This window comes from Streptococcus gallinaceus (genome assembly GCF_024170225.1).
In the GTDB taxonomy this organism is placed as follows: Bacteria; Bacillota; Bacilli; order Lactobacillales; family Streptococcaceae; genus Streptococcus; species Streptococcus gallinaceus.
The window spans coordinates 119,745-137,208 of sequence record NZ_JALJXU010000006.1; the positions used below are offsets into that span (position 1 = coordinate 119,745).

Below are 17,464 nucleotides of genomic sequence, written 5' to 3' on the forward strand. Positions count from 1 at the left end.
AATATTTCCTTTACATAACCCATTATAGCTGATAAAATAAGGATTGTCTAAAAAATATTGGAGGATACACAAAAAAATGGACGTAGCAGTACATATTAAGTACATTACAGAATTTCTTGCAACAGCTCTTCTCGTTATCTTGGGAAATGGTGCGGTTGCCAACGTTGACCTTAAAGGTACAAAAGGAAACAACTCAGGTTGGATCGTTATTGCACTTGGTTATGGTCTTGCCGTTATGATGCCGGCTCTTATGTTTGGCAACGTATCAGGTAACCACATCAACCCAGCCTTCACAATTAGTTTAGCTGTTTTAGGCTATTTCAAATGGAGCTTGGTACCAGGTTACATCGCAGCTCAAATCGCTGGTGCTATCGCTGGTCAAGCAGTTGTTGTCGGTGTTTACCGCCCTTACTTCATGAAAACTGAAAATCCAAACCACATCTTGGGTTCATTCTCAACTATCTCAGCTCTTGATGATGGTACAAAAGAAAGCCGCAAAGCTTCATGGATTAACGGTTTCTTGAACGAATTCTTCGGTTCATTTGTCTTGTTCTTTGGAGCAATGGCCTTGACGAAAAACTATTTCGGTGCGGAAGTATTGCAATATGTTTCATCACAAGGTGCAGACCTTTCAAACAAAGCTACTTCAATGCAATTAACAAACTTCCTTAACCCAGGTCTTAGCGTAGCTCACTTGGCGCTTGGTTTCTTGGTAATGGCTCTTGTAGCAGCCCTTGGTGGCCCTACTGGACCAGCCCTCAACCCAGCTCGTGACCTTGGTCCACGTATCCTCCACGCAGTATTGCCAACATCTGTACTTGGTCAAGCTAAGGCAGATTCAAAATGGTGGTATGCTTGGGTACCAGTTGTAGCACCTATCCTTGCAGGGATTGCTGCAGTTGCACTTTTTAAAGTATTGTACGCATAAGAATATAAAGAAGAAGCTAGGGATTTCTATTCCGGCTTCTTTTTCTATGCTCTTCTTAGGGGAGTAGGTTGAGATCGATAAATTATAGATTCTATAAAAAGAGATTTGCCTCTTTTTTATACTTTGAAATTGTGTATAAATATTTGTCAAATGCATGATTTTCCTTTACAATAGAAGGGTATGAACTGAAGGAGATGAGCATGTATATAGACACAAATAAAATAGTTCCAGCCCTACGCGTCAACAATCGGACCATGAACCAAGATTTTCTTGAGCAAGACTTGGGAATGAAGACGATTTTAGAAGATGGTCCATTTGCAGAGTTTAGTGGGCAGGGTAAAAAAGAAGCCCAGCTGGTCTTGATTGAATCTCCAAGTATGCGGACTCGTGCCGTTAAAGGCTTGAAAAAATTATCCCAAATTGTTATCAAAGTAGAAAATCCTTTAGAGATTGAAGCGCTATTAGCGAGAGGAAGTCGCTTTACCAAGCTGTATCAAGGTAGAAATGGCTATGCTTTTGCTGCTGAAGCACCTGAAAAATACACTTTTCTTCTTCATTCAGAAGAAGGCGGGGCTGATTTGAATGAAATTGCAGCACCGCAAGAATTCAAAGAATTGACTAATTTTACTGGTTTGACAGCATTTACGGTTGAGAAGATTGTCATCAATAGTCCGCAGGTAGAAAAGAGTCGCGATTTTTATCAGGCACTCTTACCAGAACAATCTATTTTGGCATTCCAAGAGGCAGAAGGAGAAGACTTACTAGCACCTGCTGACAGCACTTGGGATTTAGACAGCTTACGCTTTACAGTAGCTGCTGATATGGATTGGGCTCAATTAGAAGCAAAACTGCCAGGAGCTTTCTTCAAAGATAAAAAAGAAAGCTTTATTCAGTCCGTAGACCCAAGTGGTATTGAAGTTTGGTTTGAAAAATGAGACAAGAGATTCTGACAAAAATTCAAGCTCAAATAGCTGAAAAACTCTATCCGGGAGCCTCGTTGGCTCTCTTTTCTAACGGTCAATGGCAGGAGTATTACTTGGGACAGGCCGAGGAGCATATGGAAATCAAGCCCGGTCTGGTCTATGACTTGGCTTCGGTTTCTAAAGTCGTCGGAGTTGGGACAGTATTGATTTGGTTGATTCAGGAAGGCAAGATTGCCTTGGATGAGCCTTTTCCTACCTACTACCCAGTCTTTCACGACCAGACGGTAACCATTCGCCAGTTGGTTACCCATACTTCAGGGATTGACCCCTTTATTCCCAATCGGGATAGGTTGGATGCTGCGGGGCTAAAAGCAGCTATGCATGAGCTGACGGTGACGGCAGACAAGTCTTTTAAGTACACGGATGTCAACTTGATTCTCTTAGGCTTTATGGTGGAGAGCTTGTTTGGAAAAGATTTGGATCAAATTTTGCAGGAAAAGATTTTTGAACCGTGGGAAATGACGGAGACTGGCTTTGGTCCACGGCAGCAAGCTGTGGCAACAGTCAAAGGCCAAAGGGCGGGTCTCGTTCATGATCCCAAGGCTAAAGTTTTGGGAGTGCATTGCGGCTCTGCTGGGCTATTTTCAACACTTTCTGATTTGGAGTTGTTTTTAGAGCATTATTTGCAGGATGATTTTGCAGAAAATCTGACGATCAATGTCAGCAGTTCCAAACCACGCTCGATTGTCTGGAACATTGATGAAGAGGATTGGTTGGACCATACAGGTTACACAGGACCCTTTATCATGGTCAATCGCAAAGCGCAAAAAGCAGCGATATTTCTCACCAATCGTACCTATCACTATGATAATCGACCTCTTTGGATTGAAAAACGCAGAGAATTACGTGATGTTATCAAGGAAAATTTGTAAAAAGAAAAGCACTCGAATTGAAGTGCTTTTTTGATAGGGTGTTTTGATGTGTCAAATATCGTGACATGACTTTGTCACAATCCAGCTTGAAATGATACCGGATTGTAATATATCTCCTATATTTTTAATGTATCTGTGATTTTTCCTGGGCACTATTTTGATAAAATAATACTATCAATAATATGGAGATGAGACATGAGAAAAATTTTAGGAAAAGTTACCGTGTATGCCGCTATTTTAACGAGCGGTCTTGTAGGACAGCAGCTCGTATCGGCAGATGATTATGTGATTCAGAATGGAGATTCTTTCTTTTCAATTGCCCAATCCTACGGGATTGACGCCTATGAGCTAGCGCAGGCAAATCAAATGGATATCTTTGATGTGATTGGACCTGGGCAAGTATTGGCGATTCCAGGGACGACAACGCAGCCTGTAGCGGTTGAGAATAGTGCTCCAACAGCGACGACGACTTATGTGGTGCAGGAGGGAGATTCCTTCTCTAGCATTGCGGCTGTTTATGGTATGGATGCAGGTCAGTTAGCAAGTCTGAATGGATTGACGTTAGCGGATTACATTACAGTTGGCCAAACACTTCAAGTTTCTGCTTTGGAAACGGCTGCAGCAGCTTCCTCTTACTATCTAGAAGGCTATGATTATGAACCTGGCATCAATTATCCAGTAGGGCAATGTACTTGGGCAGTACAAAAATTAACTGGTTGGGCCGGCGATTGGTGGGGAAATGCTGCTGATTGGGCTAGAAATGCTTCGCGCGATGGCTATACAATTGGAGCTGTTCCTGTAGCTGGCGCTATTGCTGTTTGGGATGATGGTGCCTATGGTCATGTAGCCTATGTAACAGATGTAGCAGCAGATGGGCGTATTCAAGTTCTAGAAGCCAATACCAACGGTCGTCAGTGGATTGACAATCACCGCGGATGGATTAACCCGCAAGACACGACAAGTCAATTATCTTACATTTATCCTAAATATTAAACAGAGAGGCTAGCTGATAAGCTGGTCTTTTTGTTTATCCTTAAAGGATTTAGTGGAGCTGAGAGAGTGCTCAAGAAAACCCCTTGCCTATATGGCAGAAGGGGTTATTACTTAGTTAGCTGAAAGAGCTTCTGCAGCGTCATCCATTGAAAGAACTTCGTGGAAGACACGTTGAGTCAATTCAGTTTTTTGTTCTGGTGTAAGGTATTTAGTATTTACACAGTAACCAGAGATACGAACGATAACGTCTTCACCGCTCATAATCTTGTCATAGACATCTTTCAAGTCCATAACGTTCAAGTTAACGTGTTGACCACCATTTTCAAAGTAACCATCGAGGATTGTTACCAAGTTTGTGACTTGTTCGTCAAATGTTTTACCAAGAGCTTTTGGAGATACTTGTGTTGTCAATGAGATACCATCAGCAGCATAAGCAAAGTCAAGGCTAGCAAGTGAGTTCAAGTTTTGCAACCAGCCACCACGAGCTTTGTTAGATGGGTTAGCACCTGGTGAGAAGAACTCAAGTTGTGACAAGTTAGTTGTGCCGTCTTCGTTCAAGTAAACACCACGGTGAACTGGTGAGTTACCTGTTTGTTTAGAGTAGGCAACGTTTGAAGTGATTGTAAGAAGTGAAACCGTAGCTTCAGCGTCTTTGTAGAGTTTGTGGCTACGAAGACGAGTAGTGTAAGCTTCAATCAACCATTCAGCCAATTCGTTTGAACGTGGGTCATCTTCACCCCAACGTGGGTAATCGCCAGTTGTTTCGTAGTCGTAAACATAGCCGTTTTCATCACGGATAGTTTTAACTGTAGCATATTTGATAGCTGACAATGTATCAACTGTATTTGCGAAACCACAGATACCGAATCCCATGTTTGCACGGTGTTTAGTTGGCAAGAAGGCCATTTGAACTGCTTCGTAGTTGTACTTGTCAGTCATGTAGTGGATGATGTTCAAGGCATCTACGTAAGTGTCAGTCAACCAGTCAAGAGATTTTTCAAAGTTAGCTTTAACTGTTTCGAAATCAAGAACTTCGTCAGTGATTGGGTCGATGTCAAATACTTTGTAGTCTTTGTGTACATCGTCATAACCACCGTTGATACCAGTAAGAAGAGCTTTCAAGACGTTTACACGAGCACCGAAGTATTGGATGTTGTGGCGTGCATCTTCGTTTTCTGGGTCAAGTGGTGATACACAACATGAGATACAGCTCATTTCGCCGTAACCATCTTTAGCCATTGTAGTCACACCTTCGTATTGAATTGAAGAGTGTTTGTGTGACATTTTCATACAGTATTTACGGAAGCTGTATGGCAATTTATCAGTCCAAAGAACAGTCAAGTTTGGTTCTGGTGAGTTACCGATGTTGTCAAGTGTATTGAGGAAACGGAAGTCCATTTTCGTTACACGGTGGCGTCCATCAGCCCCCATACCTGCCATAGAAGTTGTGATGAATGTTGGGTCACCTGAGTAAAGAGCGTCGTAAGCTTTTGTACGAGCGAATTTCACTGTACGAAGTTTCATAACGAAGTCATCAACGAATTCTTGGATTTCGCTTTCAGTAAATGTACCACGAGCCAAGTCACGTTCAGCGTAGATGTCAAGAACGATTGGAACACGGCCAAGTGAAGTAGCAGCACCGTTGATAACACGGCAGACTGCCATGAAGGCGATGTTTACCCATTGGATAGCTTCTTTTACGTTCATGGCTGGTTTACGAACGTCAACGCCGTAAAGGTCACCGAGGCGAACAACTTGTTGCAAGGCTTGGTATTGAAGGTTGATTTCTTCACGAAGACGAATGGTTTCTTCGTTGATTTCTTTTACAGCATTCCAGTCAGCAACTTTTTCTTCCATCAAGTAGTCAGCTCCGTACAAGGCAAGACGAGCATAAACACCGATGATACGGCCACGTGAGTAAGCATCTGGAAGACCAGTTACTGTGTGCGCGTGACGAGCGCGACGGATATTTGAAGTGTAAGCACGGAAGATACCGTCGTTAACGGTTGTTACGTGTTTTGTGTAAATTTCATGTAGAGTCTCGTTTGGTGTGTAGCCGTTTTCTGTCAAAGTAGTTTCAGCCATACGGATACCACCTTTTGGCATGAAACTTAATTTGAAGAGTTCATCGTTTTGAAGACCGAAAATCAATTCGTCTTCTTTTGAGATGTAACCAGCTGGGATATCAGCAATAGATGCTGCACGGTCAGTGTCCATAGGGAAACGAGTTTCTTCGTAATAAGCCTTTGTTTCTTCTACGATTTTTTTGATCTTGAGTGAACGCTCAGTTGCACCTGCAAGGAAGCTTTCATCACCATCGTATGGTGTGTAGTTTGCTTGAACAAAACGTGATACGCTGGCTTTATCTTGCCAGTCAGTACCTGTAAAGCCTTCCCAGGCTTGGGCGAAAATGTCTTCAGTTACGTTTTTAGTTTTAACCTTTGTTGACATGAGGTTTCTCCTTTTTATTAAGTGTTGCAAACACCTTTAATGCTTACATTATAACACTTGGAAGCACTTTCTTCAAGGTCAAAAACCATGAAAAATCATTGAAAAAGTTTACAAAAAAGTTACAATTTTTTCATGATTTTTCATGGTTTTCAAAGTCGGTATTTTAAGGGAAAATAGAGTATAATTAGGGAGAAAATGGAGGGCATATGTTAATTTTTCCTTTGATCAATGACACATCTCGGAAAATCATTCATATTGATATGGATGCCTTTTTTGCTGCCATTGAACAGAGGGATAATTCTTCTTTGAAAGGAAAACCCGTTATCATTGCAAGAGACCCTCGAAAGACGGGTGGTCGGGGTGTGGTGTCGACTTGTTCTTATGAGGCGCGACAATTTGGCGTTCATTCTGCCATGTCTTCCAAAGAAGCTTATGAGCGTTGTCCGCAAGGGATTTTCATCTCAGGAAACTATGAAAAGTACCAAGAAGTCGGGCTGCAGGTTAGGGAAATTTTCAAGCGTTATACGGACCTAGTAGAGCCCATGTCAATTGATGAGGCTTACTTGGACGTGACGGAAAATAAGCTGGGCATCAAGTCGGCTGTCAAAGTCGCTAAGATGATTCAGTACGATATCTGGAATGAGCTACATCTGACGGCTTCAGCAGGTGTTTCTTATAATAAATTTTTGGCAAAAATTGCTTCGGATATGGACAAACCACACGGATTGACCCTGATTTTGCATGAGGAGGCAGAGGAGATTTTGGGGCAGTTGCCTGTCGAGAAATTCCACGGTGTGGGCAAGAAGTCCGTGGAGCGATTGCATGAGATGAATGTCTTTACAGGTGCAGATTTGCTGGAAATTCCTGAGATGGTCCTGATTGATAAATTTGGTCGTTTCGGCTTTGACCTCTACCGCAAGGCACGTGGCATTTCGTCGAATAAGGTCAAGGTTAATCGTATTCGCAAATCCATCGGCAAGGAGCGGACCTATGCCAAGCTCTTGTATACAGATGAGGATGTCAAAAAAGAATTGGCCAGCTTGTCAAAACGTGTCAGCCGGAGTTTAGAAAAACATGGAAAATCAGGTAAAACAGTTGTCGTGAAAATCCGATATGGTGACTTTACGACCCTGACAAAACGAGTGAGTTTGGACGAGCCAACACGGAAAGAAGATGTAATCGAACGTCAATCCCAAGAAATCTTTGAAGCGGTAGGAGAGCCTAGGAAAGGCATACGATTGTTGGGCGTAACCGTGACGAATTTTAGGTAAGAAAAAAGTGAGACGGCCGGTCTCGCTTTTTGTATTATTTCTTGAAAAATTGAGCGATATCCTCTTCCGTGATGCCAATCATGGGATCGATGGTGAGGAGATTATTCTCAGTCAGGCGGTAATCGGCTGGCTGAGTGGAAGTTGTCTCTGTGGGGCTTGTTTCCAGCTCTGCTATTTCCCCAGAAAATCGTGGAACCAGATAGGTCTTTCGGCTGGTGCCTGCGTTTTGAACGGCGTAGTCAAAGGCGCGGACCTGCCCCAAGAGAATGAGTTTGCTCTTGGCACGAGTGATGGCGGTGTAGATGAGGTTGCGCTGGAGCATGCGATGGCTGCTGCTGGTAATGGGCAGGATGACCACCTGAAACTCGCTGCCCTGCGACTTATGAATGGACATGGCATAGGCCAAGGTAATTTTGTACCATTCATTTCGGGGATAGAAAATCTCATTTCCGTCGAAATTGATGGTGATTTCGTCCTGCTTGGAGTCGGTGTATTTGGCAGGAAGGAGGTCGGTGATGTAGCCCAAATCACCATTAAAGACATTGCTTTCAGCGTCGTTGACCAGATGGATGACCCGGTCGCCTTGACGGAAAGTTTGGTCATTGTACTGGAATTCAAGGGCGTTTTCCACCAAGGGATTAAGCAAGGCTTGCGCCATGAGATTGAGCTGGTCAATCCCTGCGGCTCCACGGTACATGGGTGCTAATATCTGCACCTCGGATGCTGGGATACCAGACTTAATAGCTGCGCTGACAATGCGTTCCACCGTAGTGGGAATTTGCTCGCTCCCCACTTCAAAATAAGAGCGGTCAGCCTTTTTCTGTGTAAAATCTGCTGGCAAACTTCCCTGACGAATCTGACTGGCCAAGGTTACAATGGTTGAGTCATCAGACTGGCGGTAAATTTTTTCCAGCCGAATGCTGGGCAGGGCGGAAACTTGCAAGAGGTCTGCCAATACTTGCCCAGGACTGACGGACGGAAGCTGGTCGGCGTCTCCGACAATCAAGACCTGACTGTTCGAGGAAATGTGATTGAGCAGCTGATGAGCCAGCCAAGTATCCACCATAGAAAACTCATCGATGATAATCAAGTCAGCATCCAAAAAATCATTACGGCTAGGCTCAGTAGCATCCTCTGTCAAGCCAAGGTGGCGGTGAATAGTGGCACTCGGCAAGCCGGTTAATTCATTCATACGACGAGCTGCCCGTCCTGTCGGAGCGGCAAGAAGAATCGGACAATCGCCGCTCGTTTTTTGCAGGTTAATCTTGTGTAGAATGGCGTAGATTGCGATAATGCCGTTGATAATGGTTGTTTTCCCGGTACCGGGTCCTCCGGTCAGGATAAAAAGCGGATTGTTGATGGCTTGGATGATGGCTTCTTTTTGGATGCTATTATAGGTCATTCCGGCTTCGACTTGGAGTTTGTCAATAGCTTGCTCGATCTGCTCACGTGGGAAAGTTTTAACGGTGGATTTTTCCAAGAGACGTGTCAGATTTTTCTGGATGCCTTGTTCTGCGAAAAAGAGGCTATTGTCAAAGATTTTGGTGTCAATCTGCTGGACTTTTCCTTTGTTGATGAGGGTAGTTAATTCATTGGCGACAGCCGTAGGGTCCAACTCGATATTGCGCGCTTTTTCCAAGGCTTCAAGGGTGCTCTCCAAGAGGTCGCGGGCTTCGATGTAGGTGTCTCCTATTTCCAGACAACGATTGAGGAGACTAAAGAGCAGACCAGCGCGGAAACGTTGTGGTGATTGTGCTTCGATGCCCAGATTTTCAGCGATTTTGTCGGCAATGGTAAAGCCCATGCCTTGAATGTCTTCGACCAGCTGGTAGGGATTTTCTTGGATAATATCCAGAGTCTTTTCTTTGTACTGGTCTTGGATTTGGAAGGCTAGTTTATTGGGAATACCGTACTCCGCTAACTTGGCTAAAATCATTTCCGTACCGTAATTGAAGCGGAGCTTATCCAGAAATTCTTGGCGGTGTTTTGGAGAGAGTCCGGTGATTTGTGTGAGTTTTTCAGGTTCAGCCAGAATCTGGTCAATGACGTCGTCACCATCGTAGAGTGTGACGATTTTTTCAGCGGTTTTTTTCCCGATTCCCTTGAAATGATCGCTGGAGAAATATTTGACCAAGCCAGCTGAAGTGGGTTTGACCCGTTCGTATCGGCTGACTTGCAGTTGCTGACCATACTTGGGATGAGTTACCAATTGGCCGTAAAAACGGTATTCCTCTCCCTCGATGACATCGGCAATGGTTCCTGTGACAATGACTTCGTAATCTTCAAAATCAGCATCGCTATCATCAATTTCCAGCAGGAGAATCTTATAAAAATTACTGGAATTTTCAAAAATAATCCGGTCAATGGTCCCAGAAAAGTAAACTTCAGACATGATTTTTTATCTTTCTTAATGCTTATGTGAAAAGCGGGACTTCCGTCACCGCTTGCTCTTGCTTATAATCCACCAAATCGATTCAATGGCCAGAGGCGGAAGACAATTTCTCCCTTGATGGCTGATTTTTTAAAGTTACCAACGGCTCGGCTGTCCTGTGAGACGATGCGGTCATCCCCTAGTAGGAAATATTCTCCTTTAGGTACAACAACAGTGAAACTTCCATTTCCATAAGCATCTTGGGTGAAGAAATCAGCCTGTTGTGCTAATTTTTGGAAGTAGGAATTATAGGCGTAGGTAGATTGAAGCTTGTCTTTTTTAAAGGCTGCTTGGTATTCAGCCAAATAATTCTCTTTGACCTCTTTGTCGTTGACATAGAGAGTGTCATTTTCGTAGCGAATAGTGTCGCCGGGCATGCCGATGACCCGCTTGACAATGAGTTTTTCTTTGCCGGCAGTATCTTTTTCACTCGCAACTACAATATCAAAACGTTTGATGCTAGTAGTCTTGACCATGAGCAGTTTTTCTTGGTCAGCCAAGGTTGGGTCCATGGAGTGCCCGTCTACAGTAACGGGGCTCCAGACCAAGACACGACTAAGAATAAAAACAGTGAGGATAATGGTAAAAAGTCCCCATTCTTTCAAAAAATATTTCATATAAAAAACCTTATTTCAATAATGCTTGTGCTTTTTGGGTATTTGCAAAATGGAGTTTAGCAGTTGCTTCTAAGCCTGCCAATCCATGTGTTCGTAAGATGCGACTGGCAACTTGGTCGGATTTAGCGCCCGCACCCGAAGGTAGGTCACAGCCGATTTCTTGTCCCAGTTGGACTAGATTTTCGAGAAACATGCTTCTTGCAATAATGGATGAAACGGCCACAGCCAAGTACTTGCCTTCTGCTTTTTCTTCCAGTGTGATTGGGTTTGGAAAATGATTTTTTTCTTTAGCCAAATACTTGTCATAGTTTTTGCTACTGGTAAAGGCATCAATCACGATTTTTTCAGGCTGCACTCCTTTTTGTAAAAGAAGAAAGATAGCCTGATTATGGAGAGCGACCTTAACGGAAACGGCATTATAGCCTTGGTCAATGACTTGATTGTATTTTTTAGGGGACAAAAGCAGAGCTTGGTGGGCAATCTTCTCTTTTAAGAGTGGCGCGATTTGGCAGATTTTTTGGTCTGTCATTTTTTTAGAATCATCTACACCCAATGAACGAAGAAAGGCATGGTCTGCTGGTGTCACAAAACTGGCAACGACTGCCAAACCACCAAAATAAGAACCGTTTCCGACTTCGTCTGTCCCAATCATAGGCAGGCCTTGTCCACTAGGACTAGAGCTAGTAGCAGTATCGTCTACCCAGCCCCATTTTGCTGCATAAACAGCTGCTTTTTCGCCTTGAAATATAGCTTTTCCAGATGTGTAAATGGACAAGGAAGCTCCGTCTAGCTTAAAAAAACCAGCCATGTAGGCGTTTTTGCTTGGTTGCTGGTAAGCTTGATAGGTTTTGAGGAGTTCTTGTTTGACAGCTTCCGTCACTTTCAATACAATTGTGTTCATTTTATCAGTATAGCATATTTCCGCTCTTTTGCCTTAAATCAGCAAGGTCAAAATGGTCAAAAAGCGCATTTTAGGGTATAATGAAAAATGAGGTGATTTTATGGCAAACTTGAATCGATATAAATTTACATTTGGAGAAAAACAATTAACCTTGACCACCGAGCATGACAATCTTTTCATGGAAGAAATCGAACGTGTGGCGCAAGAAAAATACCTAGCTTTGAAAGAAAAAATGCCGAGTGCAGATCCAGAGACTCTGGCTCTTCTCTTGGCGATCAATGCCTTGTCAGTTCAATTGACGCGCGAGGTTGCCTTTGAAAAAACAGAGGCTAAGTTACGACAAATGACAGAAAGAAGTGGGAACAACAAGACACCGTTGGTTGACTTGGATGAACTTGAGGACAGCCTATGATTTCATTGATCTTGTTGATTATTTTATTGTGGAGCTTTTATATCGGCTACAGCCGTGGATTGGTATTGCAGGCTTACTACACATTTTCAGCCATCCTTTCCTTGATGATTGCGTCTGGAAATTACAAGAGCTTGGCCAAGATTCTCTATCTCTGGATACCTTTTACTACAGCAACAGAGGGCTCGAAAAATGCTTTTTTTGCGAGTAAGTACCTCTTTAGCTTGGATGAAATCTTTTACGCGGGTTTAGCATTTTTAGTGGTCTATGTCTTGGTTTATGCCATCATGCGTCTGATTGGAATTTTCGTGCATTTGCTGAATTTTATCAACCCAGATACGCGTCTGACAAATGGGATTAGTGGTGGCTTGTCTGTGGTTGTGACCTTGATTTCGCTTCAGTTGGTCTTGACAGTTGCTGCGACTGTACCGATAGCGACCGTTCAGAACTATTTGCAAGGAAGCTTTGTCGCCAATGCGATTATCAAATACACCCCGATTATGACGAGTGTTTTACAGCAACTCTGGGTGACAAATGTGGTGGGGTAAGCGAGACTTACCTCTTTTTTAGTAGGAAGAATATGAATCAAAAAATTATTGAAACTTTAGAATTTAAGAAAGTAACCGCTCTGGTAGAGCCCTTCTTGGTGACGGAACAGGGCTTACAAGAATTGCGAGAGCTAGCGCCCATGACAGATAGCGGTCGTCTCCAACAGTCCTTTGATGAATTGACAGATATGGCGGCGATTTTTGAGTATTATCCGCACTTTGCCATTGGCAAGACGGTGGATGTCTCGCCAGCCATCAAGCGGCTCCAATTGGACGCCGATCTCAATATTTCTGAACTCCTCAGTCTGAAAAAGGTCTTGGAGGTCACGAAAAATCTGTCTGATTTTTATGCGGATTTGGAAAATGTCAGTCTGGGACAATTGCAAGTCTTGTTTGAAAAAATGGAGTTATTTCCTAGTTTGCAAGGCTCGCTTCAAGCTATTAACGATGGCGGTTTTATTGAAGATTTTGCATCTGAAAATCTCCTGAAAATTCGACGAAAAATCCAAGAATCAGAGACGCAGGTCCGCCAAGTTATGCAGGAATTTCTCAAGACAAAGGCAGAGATGCTGTCCGATACCGTTTTGGCTAGTCGAAATGGACGCAATGTCTTGCCTGTTAAAAATACCTTCCGCAACAAGATTGCAGGGGTGGTGCATGACATTTCGGCATCGGGCTCAACGGTTTATATCGAGCCGCGCTCAGTTGTGGCGCTCAACGAGGACATTACCAATGCGCGTGCGGAGGAACGGCATGAGATTGCACGGATTTTGACAGATTTGTCAAATATGATTCGACCGCATGCAGCCATTATCGGCAATAATGCTTGGGTGCTTGGCCACTTGGATTTGGTGCGAGGAAAGCACCTCTTTGCTCAGCGCTATGACGCGGTCGTACCGGTGGTGTCGCCAGAGCAGGACATCGCCCTTCTCAACGTCCGCCATCCCCTGATTTCACATCCAGTTGCCAATCATTTGCACTTTGGAAAAAATTTGACTGCAATCGTCATTACCGGTCCCAATACGGGTGGTAAGACCATCATGCTGAAAACCCTTGGTTTGGCCCAGCTGATGGCCCAGTCTGGTTTGCCAATTCTGGCCGATAAGGGCAGTCGTGTCGGCATTTTTGACCAGATTTTTGCGGATATTGGTGACGAGCAGTCCATCGAGCAGAGTTTGTCAACCTTTTCTAGTCACATGACGCACATTGTTTCGATTTTAGACCAGACGGATGAGCATTCCTTGATTCTCTTTGATGAGTTGGGGGCGGGGACAGACCCGCAAGAGGGAGCCAGTCTGGCTATGGCGATCCTAGATGATTTGCGGATGCGGGGCATCAAGACTATGGCAACGACCCACTATCCAGAGCTCAAGGCTTACGGTATTGAGACGCCGGCTGTTGAGAATGCTAGTATGGAATTTGACACAGACAGTCTGCGGCCGACCTATTGCTTTTTGCAGGGAGTTCCTGGTCGGTCAAATGCCTTTGAAATTGCCCGTCGCCTCGGTTTGTCGGATATTGTGATTGGAGCAGCTCAAGAGTGGACAGATACGGATAGCGATGTCAATCGGATTATTGAAAAGCTGGAAAGTCAAACTCTTGAGAGTCGGAAAAGACTGGAGCGGATTCGTGATGTCGAGCAGGACAATCTCAAGATGAATCGTGCCCTTCACAAACTCTACAATGAACTCAATCGTGAACGGGAGTCAGAGCTGAACAAGGCACGCATCGAGGCTCAGGAAATTGTTGCTTTGGCTTTGGCAGAAAGCGAGGACATTCTCAAAAATCTCCATGACCAAGCCAGCCTCAAACCGCATCAGATTATCGAAGCCAAGGGGAAACTGAAAAAATTAGCTCCTGCAACCGTTGACCTATCGAAAAATAAGGTCTTGAAAAAAGCCAAAGAAGAAAAGGCTGCCAAGATAGGAGATGACATTGTCGTAACGGCCTACGGTCAGCGAGGAACATTGACCAATCAGCTCAAAGATGGTCGATTTGAAGCACAAGTTGGCTTGATTAAGATGACCTTGAAACGGGATGAATTTACCCTTGTCAAGGCTGAAAAAGAAGACAAGCCTAAGCAGAAGCAGATTAATGTCGTCAAACGGTCGTCTGCCAAAGGACCACGTGCCCGTCTGGATCTTCGTGGTAAGCGCTATGAAGAAGCCATGCAAGAACTGGATGAATTTATCGACCAGGCTCTGCTCAACAATATGGCGCAAGTAGACATTATCCATGGTATCGGGACAGGAGTTATACGCGAAGGGGTGACCAAGTACCTCCGCCGCAATCGGAACGTCAAAGAGTTTGGCTATGCACCGCAAAATGCAGGTGGCTCTGGCGCGACCATTGTGACCTTTAAGTAAGATTGAGAGTTGGCATGAAGATTAGAAATTACCAAGCAGGAGATGAGAAAGGCTGGGTCTACACCAAGGCTTTGGCTCATCTCTTTTCGCCATTTTTCGATGACAGAGACACCTTTAAACCAGCCTTGGACAGAGAGGTTTTTGATGAGCGGATTGAGTTGGTGGCAGAAGAGGCAGGTCAGATTGTCGGGATTCTGGACATAGAAATCTACAATCAAGAATACAGCCGAATCTATCGCTATGCACCGGCAGATAAGGTGGCTTATTTTAGCAATCTAGCGGTCCATCCGGAATTTCAAGGAAGAGGAATTGCACAGGCGCTTTTTGATAGGGCAAGAGCGAAATTAGAGGAGAAAAAGGTTGAAAAGCTCTCCATCTTCACACGAGACGGTAATACGGCCAATCATCTCTACCAGAAATGGGGAGGAAAATTGGTCTGTCACGATTGGCTGGTGATTGGCAGTCCCAAGCAAGAGCCAGACTTTCATTTTGACTTGGATCTGGCCGCAGGCAAGCTCGCTCTGTCAGATCTAGCAGGCAATCCCATTAGCTACTACCAACGCGAGGGAGTCTATATCGTGTCCGAGGAGGCAGCCCTCTCAAACTTTGATATAGAAGAATCCTACCAAGAATTTACTTATGTGATTGAATTATAAAAGAATCCTCAGCAGCGCTGGGGATTTTTATAGCAATGCCTTGATACTCTCTTCTAAGTCGGCTGGCTGACTTTTGGCAGAAAAGCGTTGGCTAACTTGTCCGTCTCGTCCGATGAGGAATTTGGCAAAGTTCCATTCGATGGCTTTTCCGACTGGACCAGATGCTTGGTCTTTGAGCCAACTATAGAGCGGACTCGCCTCTTTTCCGTTGACCTTGATTTTGGCAAATCGAGGGAAGGTCGTCTGGTAGTTGAGGCTGCAAAATGTATTGATTTCCTCAGCAGTTCCTGGCGCTTGACTCAAGAATTGATTGCAGGGAAAATCTAAAATTTCAAAGCCGTCTTCCTTGTAAGTATCGTAGAGTTTTTGTAGTCCCTCGTATTGGGGTGTCAGTCCGCAACCTGTGGCGGTGTTGACAATCAAGAGCACCTTTCCACGGTAACTTTCTAAGGAAATGTCCCGATCATCTTGACCTTTTACTGTAAAATCATAGATTGTTGTCATCTTTTTCCCTCTCTTTTTTATCATCTTACCATAAATCGTCCCAAACGTAGCAATTATTTCCCAATCTCTTATTTTTATTGTAGAATAACAGTACAAAATGAAGAAACGGAGAATTTCTATGGTACAAGCTATTACAGATGCAAATTTTGAAACAGAAACAGCTCAAGGCGTGGTTCTTGTAGACTTTTGGGCAACTTGGTGTGGTCCATGTCGTATGCAAGCTCCTATCTTGGAACAATTGGCAGAAGAAGTAGACGAAGATGAATTGCGCATTTACAAAATGGATGTCGATGAAAATCCAGAAACAGCGCGTGGTTTTGGTATCATGTCTATCCCAACACTCTTGTTCAAAAAAGATGGTCAAGTGGTCAAACAAGTAGCCGGTGTGCACACGAAAGACCAGATTAAAGCAATCTTGGCTGAGATTGGTTAATAGACAAGCACAGTGGGAGGCCTAGCCTCCTATTTTTGTAGATTGGAGGTAGCAAATGAAAGAAATTTATCTTGCAGGTGGTTGTTTTTGGGGTCTAGAAGAATATTTTTCACAGATTGAAGGTGTGGAAAAAACGACGGTTGGGTATGCCAATGGTCAGGTCGAAACCACCTCTTATCGACTTCTCAAGCAGACAGACCATGCAGAGACCGTTTATCTGGCTTATGATGAGTCACTTCTGTCCTTGCGCGAAATTTTGCTCTATTATTTCCGCGTGATTGACCCTGTGTCTGTCAATCAACAAGGTCCAGATAAGGGACGTCAGTACCGTACGGGAATTTACTATACAGATGACACGGATTTGTCCGTGATTGAGGCTGTGATGGCAGAAGAAGCTGCCAAATTCGGTCACCAAAAGCTGGCTGTCGAATGTGAGCCCTTGCGCCACTACATTCTAGCTGAGGACTATCATCAAGATTATCTCAAGAAAAATCCAACTGGCTACTGCCACATTGATGTCCAGCAAGCTAAAATTCCAGTTATTGATGCCCAGCAATACCAAAAGCCCAGTCAAGAAGAGCTTAAAAGCCAGTTGACCGACTTGCAGTACCAAGTGACGCAGGAAGCAGCGACGGAACGTCCCTTTGAAAATGAATTTTTCGAGAGCGACCAAGCTGGTATCTATGTGGATATCACGACGGGGGAGCCTTTGTTCTTATCGACGGACAAGTTTGATTCGGGTTGCGGCTGGCCTTCGTTCACGAAGCCGATTAGCAAGGAAGTAGCGACCTATTTCCAAGACCGTTCGCACGGAATGAATCGAATCGAGGTCAGAAGTCGTGCTGGTCAAGCCCATCTCGGCCATGTTTTTGACGATGGTCCGACAGATAAGGGTGGGTTGCGCTACTGTATCAATTCGGCGGCATTGCGCTTTATTCCCAGAGAGGAAATGGAAGCAGCTGGTTATGGATTGTTCGTGGATTTATTAAAAAATAAAGAATAATCATACAAAAACTTGCAAATTTTTGAATTTTTTATATAATATAAAGTATAAAAATAAAATACCGGTTGATGGTCTATAGGAGGAGATTTCTGACTGTA

Annotated in this window: 16 protein-coding genes; 11 read left to right on the plus strand and 5 right to left on the minus strand. The window is 44.0% G+C overall.

What is annotated here, in order from left to right:
• Positions 1–76: 76 nt before the first annotated feature.
• The 4 genes from gla to J2T50_RS08300 all read left to right on the plus strand — a co-directional run bounded on the left by gla (position 77) and on the right by J2T50_RS08300 (position 3,776).
• Positions 77–928 (plus strand): aquaglyceroporin Gla, encoded by an 852-nt coding sequence (gene gla / locus J2T50_RS08285; protein ID WP_253365572.1) that lies wholly within the window; start codon positions 77–79, stop codon positions 926–928.
• Positions 929–1,128: 200 nt separating this feature from the next.
• Positions 1,129–1,863 (plus strand): CppA family protein, encoded by a 735-nt coding sequence (locus tag J2T50_RS08290; RefSeq protein ID WP_253365574.1) that lies wholly within the window; start codon positions 1,129–1,131, stop codon positions 1,861–1,863.
• On the plus strand, positions 1,860–2,783 hold the full coding sequence (locus tag J2T50_RS08295; protein WP_253365576.1) for a serine hydrolase domain-containing protein: 924 nt from the start codon (positions 1,860–1,862) through the stop codon (positions 2,781–2,783). Before J2T50_RS08290 ends, J2T50_RS08295 begins: the two co-directional genes overlap by 4 nt.
• Before the next feature lie 195 nt (positions 2,784–2,978).
• Positions 2,979–3,776 carry a LysM peptidoglycan-binding domain-containing protein gene (locus tag J2T50_RS08300; RefSeq protein WP_253365578.1) on the plus strand — a complete coding sequence of 266 codons (798 nt, stop codon included), beginning with the start codon at positions 2,979–2,981 and terminating at the stop codon, positions 3,774–3,776.
• A 111-nt stretch (positions 3,777–3,887) separates the two neighbouring features.
• Here J2T50_RS08300 and pflB read toward each other — a convergent pair whose 3' ends face one another.
• Positions 3,888–6,227: a formate C-acetyltransferase gene (pflB, locus tag J2T50_RS08305; RefSeq protein WP_253365580.1), complete on the minus strand. Its 2,340-nt coding sequence runs from the start codon at positions 6,225–6,227 to the stop codon at positions 3,888–3,890.
• Between the two features lie 206 nt (positions 6,228–6,433).
• Between pflB and dinB the strand changes: the two genes are divergently transcribed.
• The gene (dinB, locus tag J2T50_RS08310; RefSeq protein WP_253365582.1) at positions 6,434–7,498 is read left to right on the plus strand and encodes a DNA polymerase IV; all 1,065 of its coding nucleotides are present in this window, start codon (positions 6,434–6,436) and stop codon (positions 7,496–7,498) included.
• A 34-nt stretch (positions 7,499–7,532) separates the two neighbouring features.
• Here dinB and recD2 read toward each other — a convergent pair whose 3' ends face one another.
• The 3 genes from recD2 to rnhC form a co-directional block, all read right to left on the minus strand.
• A complete protein-coding gene (recD2, locus tag J2T50_RS08315) occupies positions 7,533–9,890 on the minus strand; it encodes an SF1B family DNA helicase RecD2 (protein WP_253365584.1) in 2,358 nt (785 codons plus the stop codon).
• A gap of 62 nt (positions 9,891–9,952) precedes the next feature.
• The gene (gene lepB, locus J2T50_RS08320; protein ID WP_253365586.1) at positions 9,953–10,546 is read right to left on the minus strand and encodes a signal peptidase I; all 594 of its coding nucleotides are present in this window, start codon (positions 10,544–10,546) and stop codon (positions 9,953–9,955) included.
• Positions 10,547–10,556: 10 nt separating this feature from the next.
• Positions 10,557–11,447: a ribonuclease HIII gene (rnhC, locus tag J2T50_RS08325; protein ID WP_253365588.1), complete on the minus strand. Its 891-nt coding sequence runs from the start codon at positions 11,445–11,447 to the stop codon at positions 10,557–10,559.
• Positions 11,448–11,547: 100 nt separating this feature from the next.
• Between rnhC and J2T50_RS08330 the strand changes: the two genes are divergently transcribed.
• Genes J2T50_RS08330 through J2T50_RS08345 form a run of 4 tightly spaced genes read left to right on the plus strand, consistent with a single transcriptional unit; the run spans position 11,548 to position 15,426 of the window.
• Positions 11,548–11,859, plus strand: coding sequence for a hypothetical protein (locus J2T50_RS08330; protein ID WP_253365591.1), 312 nt, complete (start codon positions 11,548–11,550; stop codon positions 11,857–11,859).
• Positions 11,856–12,404, plus strand: a complete 549-nt coding sequence (locus J2T50_RS08335; RefSeq protein WP_253365593.1) for a CvpA family protein — start codon at positions 11,856–11,858, stop codon at positions 12,402–12,404. The genes J2T50_RS08330 and J2T50_RS08335 overlap by 4 nt, the downstream gene beginning before the upstream one ends.
• Before the next feature lie 32 nt (positions 12,405–12,436).
• Positions 12,437–14,770, plus strand: a complete 2,334-nt coding sequence (locus tag J2T50_RS08340) for an endonuclease MutS2 (RefSeq protein ID WP_253365595.1) — start codon at positions 12,437–12,439, stop codon at positions 14,768–14,770.
• A 14-nt stretch (positions 14,771–14,784) separates the two neighbouring features.
• Positions 14,785–15,426, plus strand: coding sequence for a GNAT family N-acetyltransferase (locus tag J2T50_RS08345; protein WP_253365597.1), 642 nt, complete (start codon positions 14,785–14,787; stop codon positions 15,424–15,426).
• Positions 15,427–15,453: 27 nt separating this feature from the next.
• Here J2T50_RS08345 and J2T50_RS08350 read toward each other — a convergent pair whose 3' ends face one another.
• Entirely contained in the window at positions 15,454–15,930 is a 477-nt protein-coding gene (locus tag J2T50_RS08350; RefSeq protein ID WP_253365599.1) for a glutathione peroxidase, read from the minus strand.
• A gap of 118 nt (positions 15,931–16,048) precedes the next feature.
• Between J2T50_RS08350 and trxA the strand changes: the two genes are divergently transcribed.
• Positions 16,049–16,363: a thioredoxin gene (gene trxA / locus J2T50_RS08355; protein WP_253365601.1), complete on the plus strand. Its 315-nt coding sequence runs from the start codon at positions 16,049–16,051 to the stop codon at positions 16,361–16,363.
• Positions 16,364–16,418: 55 nt separating this feature from the next.
• Entirely contained in the window at positions 16,419–17,366 is a 948-nt protein-coding gene (gene msrB / locus J2T50_RS08360; RefSeq protein WP_253365603.1) for a peptide-methionine (R)-S-oxide reductase MsrB, read from the plus strand.
• The last annotated feature ends 98 nt before the right edge of the window (positions 17,367–17,464 follow it).